Source organism: Haemophilus haemolyticus, assembly GCF_001008275.1.
GTDB classification, from domain to species: Bacteria; Pseudomonadota; Gammaproteobacteria; order Enterobacterales; family Pasteurellaceae; genus Haemophilus; species Haemophilus haemolyticus_P.
The window spans coordinates 1-583 of the sequence record NZ_LCTH01000060.1; the positions used below are offsets into that span (position 1 = coordinate 1).

A 583-nucleotide genomic window follows, 5' to 3' on the forward strand; every position below is an offset into this window, starting at 1 on the left:
CCGATTATGGTTTTGGTTGCAATGGAGGAAATCTGTCACCAGCAATTTCTTGGGCGAATGCTCCGAAAGGGACGAAAAGTTTTGTGGTAACGATCTATGATAAAGATGCGCCAACAGGCATTGGCTGGATGCATTGGGTGGTTGTAAATATTCCTGCAAAAACGACCGCTCTTCCTGAAGGCATTACAGCGGACGGTACTAATTTACCACAAGGTGCGCTGCAAACCCGTACTGATTTTGGTGTGCCAGGCTTTGGCGGAGCTTGTCCACCCGAAGGACAAAAACATCGTTACGAAATTAAAGTCACAGCGGTAAGTGTAGAAATCCTGCCAAATGTGACGGCAGATACAATGCCTGCTGTAGTCGGCTATTTTACTAAAGCTAATGCCCTTGCCGAAGCTTCTATTATTGTAGAACATAGTCGTTAAACAGCACTCGATTGCCGAACCTCTAACGGAGAACAGCCAAAATGTTGTTTAAATTTCACGGAAAAACGTGAATGACTTTCATAGCCAACTTCATAGGCGATTTGTGAAATTGGGCGTTGAGTGAGTTGTAACAAATTCAACGCTCGCATCATTCG

The 583-nt window shown here is 44.6% G+C and carries 2 protein-coding genes; one reads left to right on the forward strand and one right to left on the reverse strand.

Annotated elements, in window-relative coordinates; all coding sequences use genetic code 11:
* Positions 1 to 428, forward strand: a 428-nt coding sequence (locus AAX15_RS08865) for a YbhB/YbcL family Raf kinase inhibitor-like protein (RefSeq protein WP_046940112.1), incomplete at its 5' end; no start/stop codon positions are given.
* Here AAX15_RS08865 and AAX15_RS09395 read toward each other — a convergent pair.
* Entirely contained in the window at positions 425 to 580 is a 156-nt protein-coding gene (locus AAX15_RS09395) for a helix-turn-helix domain-containing protein (protein ID WP_329956736.1), read from the reverse strand. The genes AAX15_RS08865 and AAX15_RS09395 overlap by 4 nt on opposite strands.
* Positions 581 to 583 lie beyond the last annotated feature (3 nt).

What these genes read in the sequence shown, in the direction of transcription:
- AAX15_RS09395 (WP_329956736.1), bottom strand. Translation starts at nt 580, where the DNA reads ATGATGCGAGCGTTGAATTTGTTACAACTCACTCAACGCCCAATTTCA.